General features: G+C 73.2%; 3 protein-coding genes and 1 pseudogene. All 4 read right to left on the bottom strand.

Annotated elements, in window-relative coordinates; all coding sequences use genetic code 11:
• A pseudogene (locus tag AC2W7M_RS22585) lies at nucleotides 1–401 on the bottom strand (HK97 family phage prohead protease); the annotation flags it as partial.
• Between the two features lie 243 nt (nucleotides 402–644).
• The gene (locus AC2W7M_RS22580; protein ID WP_486135089.1) at nucleotides 645–833 is read right to left on the bottom strand and encodes a hypothetical protein; all 189 of its coding nucleotides are present in this window, start codon (nucleotides 831–833) and stop codon (nucleotides 645–647) included.
• A gap of 106 nt (nucleotides 834–939) precedes the next feature.
• A complete protein-coding gene (locus AC2W7M_RS22575) occupies nucleotides 940–2145 on the bottom strand; it encodes a phage portal protein (RefSeq protein WP_486135087.1) in 1206 nt (401 codons plus the stop codon).
• Nucleotides 2146–2419: 274 nt separating this feature from the next.
• Nucleotides 2420–2860, bottom strand: a complete 441-nt coding sequence (locus AC2W7M_RS22570; protein ID WP_486135085.1) for an HPP family protein — start codon at nucleotides 2858–2860, stop codon at nucleotides 2420–2422.
• Nucleotides 2861–3242: the final 382 nt, after the last annotated feature.

Here is a 3242-nt window from a genome sequence, read left to right as displayed (position 1 = left end):
CCGCGCGCCGGGCTGCATGGGGAAGGTGACGATGGACACCTCCCACAGATCGATGCGCGAGATGGCGGCGCACGCGGCTGCGCGGATCGGCGCGCGCCTCCACCGCCTTGGAAGGCCGATGGAAAGGCCGTCGAGCGCACCTTCTTCGAGCAGCGCGGCGCATCGCGCGCCGCGCCACGCCGCCGAGAGCGCCCGCGCACATAGAGGCCGCGCGCGTCCTCGGCGAGCTCGCGCCACACGCCGATGGGCTCGGCGGGGTCGTGCTGGTAGAGCAGCCGCACGCCGCCGGCGCCGCGCCGGGAAAGGCTCTCGCGGAAGGCGCCGGGCAGCACCATGTCGCGGCCGAGATCGACCACGCCGAACAGGCAGGCATAGCCCTCGATGAGCGGTCCGTCCGCCATGCTCACGCCTCCCGCCCGCCGGGGGCGGAGGTCTTCTCGGGCGACTTTTTCTTTCGCCGCCCCTTCTCCAGGCGCTCCAGGTGCGACGAAGTCGCGGAACACGCCCTGCGACGCCGGCGGCGCCTTGGGGGCGGGAGGGCGCGCCCGTGAGCGCGCGGATGCGCGGCGCGGGCGCCTTCTGGAACGGGGCGCGCATGGGGGGGATCTCCGGTGGGTGGTGTCGGTTCGCGCGGCTGGGCCGGGCTATTGCGGGCTGCCGTGACGGGCGTTGAAGCGCGCCAGCTCGCGCACGAAATCGTCGAAGCGGCGGTGCGCCCGTGCCACCTCGGCGAAGGCGCGCCAGAAAGCGAGCGAGGCGCCGATCGCCCACAGCGCCAGCGCCACATGGGCCAGATCGCCGCGCTCGGCGACGGCGCGGATGAGGGCGTCCATGGGGGCTCCTGGAGCGGGGGACGGCAGCGGGAGCGGATGCTCCAGGCGAGCCGGGGCATGACGGTGGGTTTGGCGGGATGCGGCGCGCGTCGCTCCGCCCTCGCCCCTAGCGCCGCCCCTCTGCCCCATAGCCCACCGCCGCGCGCTTCTCGGCGTCGGTGAGGAAGTCGGCGGCGCCGATGCGTTTCCACAGTTCGGAGCGCTCGGCGGCGAGCGCCTCCACCTGGTCGAGGTCGGGCACGAGGCGCAGGTCCGCGCCGTAGGCCGGGGCGAGCCAGGCGGACAATTCGTCCGCCACGCGGCGCACCAGGGGCACCACGCTCTGGCGCCACAAAGCCCGGTTGGCCTCGGCATAATTGGCGTAGGTGTTGTCGCCGGGAATGCCCAGCAGCAGCGGCGGCACGCCGATGGCGAGCGCGATCTCGCGCGCCGCACCGTTGCGGGCGGCCTCGAAGTCCATGTCCTTGGGCGAGAGCGAGAGCGCGCGCCATTCGAGCCCGCCTTCCAGCAGCAGCGGGCGGCCGGCATTGGCGGCGCCCTGGAAGGAGGCTTCAAGCTCGCCCTTCAGGCGCTCGAACTGCTCCTCGGTGAGCGTGCCCGTGCCGCCATAGACCAGCGCCCCGGAGGGCCGGGCGGCATTGTCGATCAGCGCCTTGTTCCAGGCGCCGGCGGCGTTGTGGAGGTCGAGCGCCTGGGCGGCGGCCTCCAGCGGTGCGAAGCCGTAATGGTCGTCCACCGGGTTGAAAGCCGCGAGGTGCAGCACCGGCGGCACGTCGGCGCCGGCGACCAGCGTCTCCTGCGCGATCCGCACCGTGCGGCCGGCGAGGGTGTAGTCGAACGCCTCCGGCCAGCCGTCGGCGCCGGGCACCACGCGCACCCGGTCGGGCCGCAGCAGGTGCAGCTCGCGCACGCGGCCCTCCACCGCCACCGCCTCCACATAGGCATTGCCCGCCACCAGCAGATGGCTGCACAGCGCCTCCATGAAGGCGGCGCCGCCGAGCCGCGGATTGGGCCGCGCCACCAGCCCCAGCAACGGATGCGCGGTCAGTTCCTCGGCGCCCGACATGAGCACCAGCGGGACGCTCGCCGCCGCCTCGCCAATCAGCCGCACGGCGCGGTAGGCGATGGCGTTCTTTGCGAAGCCCTCGCGCGCCAGGCTGGCGTAATCGCGCGGGCTCCAGACCGGGCGGCCCGCGGAGAGCACCGCCACCAGAGCCGCGGTACGGCTGGCCTTGGCGTCGGGGCGTGGGGCGGGCGGGCGGATGGGCGCGGCAAATCGCGCCCTGAGCGGGGCGAGCAGGGCGTCGAGCATGGAGGGCTCCGCAGATGAAGGCTGGGTCGGCAGGCGGCGGCGCAGCCCGGCCGGTGCGCGGCTACGGGAGGCCGACACGGCGCGGCCACGAAATGGCGCGTTTCGCGCCCGATCCGGTCGCGAAGGGCGCACATTCGGCCGCTAGGAGACGCGCTCCGTCTTACGGACCGGCAACAAGGTTATGCGTATGCCGGCCGGCCCCGTCCTCGTCTCGCGCGGACGGGGCCGCCGTGGGGGCGGCCTTCGATCGGTGTCGCGGCGCAGGCGGCGCCCCTCAGGCGGGGCGGCGCGGATAATCGTGGCGCGGCGGCACGCGGTGATAGAGGATCGCCAGCGCCACCAGAGCAAGGCTCCCGGTCACGATCACGCCCGACAGCGCCATGGGATCGCCCGGCGACAGCACCATCAGGATCGGCACCGCGCCGGCCGGCGGATGCGAGACGCGGAACGCGAGCATGAGCGCGATGGCGAGCCCGACGCCGAGCGCGGCGGCCCACACGGCGCCGGGAAACAGCAGCGTCAGCACCAGGCCGACCATGGCCGCGAGCGCATAGCCGCCCACCACGTTGGCGGGCTGGGCGAGCGGCGTCGCGGGATGGGCGAACAGCAGCACGGCGCTGGCCCCGAACGGGGCGATCAGGAACGGCAGGTCGGTGAAGGCGGCAAGCCCCGCCACCAGCCCCATGCCCAGCATGCCGCCGGCCCCGGACTTCATTCCGATCAGGAATGACCCGCAGGACGGCTCATGACGCGTGAAGAATGCTTTCCAATGCGATCTCATGGCACCTGAACGGGCAGAGAGGATGATTGAAGAGCAAATGTCTGCACACGTCGTTGTCATGCAGCCTCATTGTAGGCATCACACTGCACGTATTCTGGATGCCAGGTCAAGGGCTCGGCGGTCCGCGTCAGCGCTGCCGTCGTTCCCCGACCCAGCGACGGCGCAGCCGGAGCGCCGAGCCGGGGTCCAGGGGAGACTCCCGCGCAGCGGGCAACACCCAACGGCGCTCCGCCTGCGGCGGAAGAGGCCGCCTGCGGCGCCTCCTTGCGCTGGGCCCCGGCTCTCCTTCCGCTGCGCTGACGCTCCGCTCCAGTCG

The sequence above is a fragment of the Xanthobacter sp. BG11Y11_SDJG genome (assembly GCF_057364445.1).
The sequence above is the reverse complement of the archived record's forward strand: the minus strand, read 5'-3'. Positions and strand labels throughout refer to the sequence as shown.

Coding starts and splice junctions, on each gene's coding strand:
- AC2W7M_RS22570 (WP_486135085.1), bottom strand. CDS start 2,860: ATGAAGTCCGGGGCCGGCGGCATGCTGGGCATGGGGCTGGTGGCGGGG.
- AC2W7M_RS22575 (WP_486135087.1), bottom strand. CDS start 2,145: ATGCTCGACGCCCTGCTCGCCCCGCTCAGGGCGCGATTTGCCGCGCCC.
- AC2W7M_RS22580 (WP_486135089.1), bottom strand. CDS start 833: ATGGACGCCCTCATCCGCGCCGTCGCCGAGCGCGGCGATCTGGCCCAT.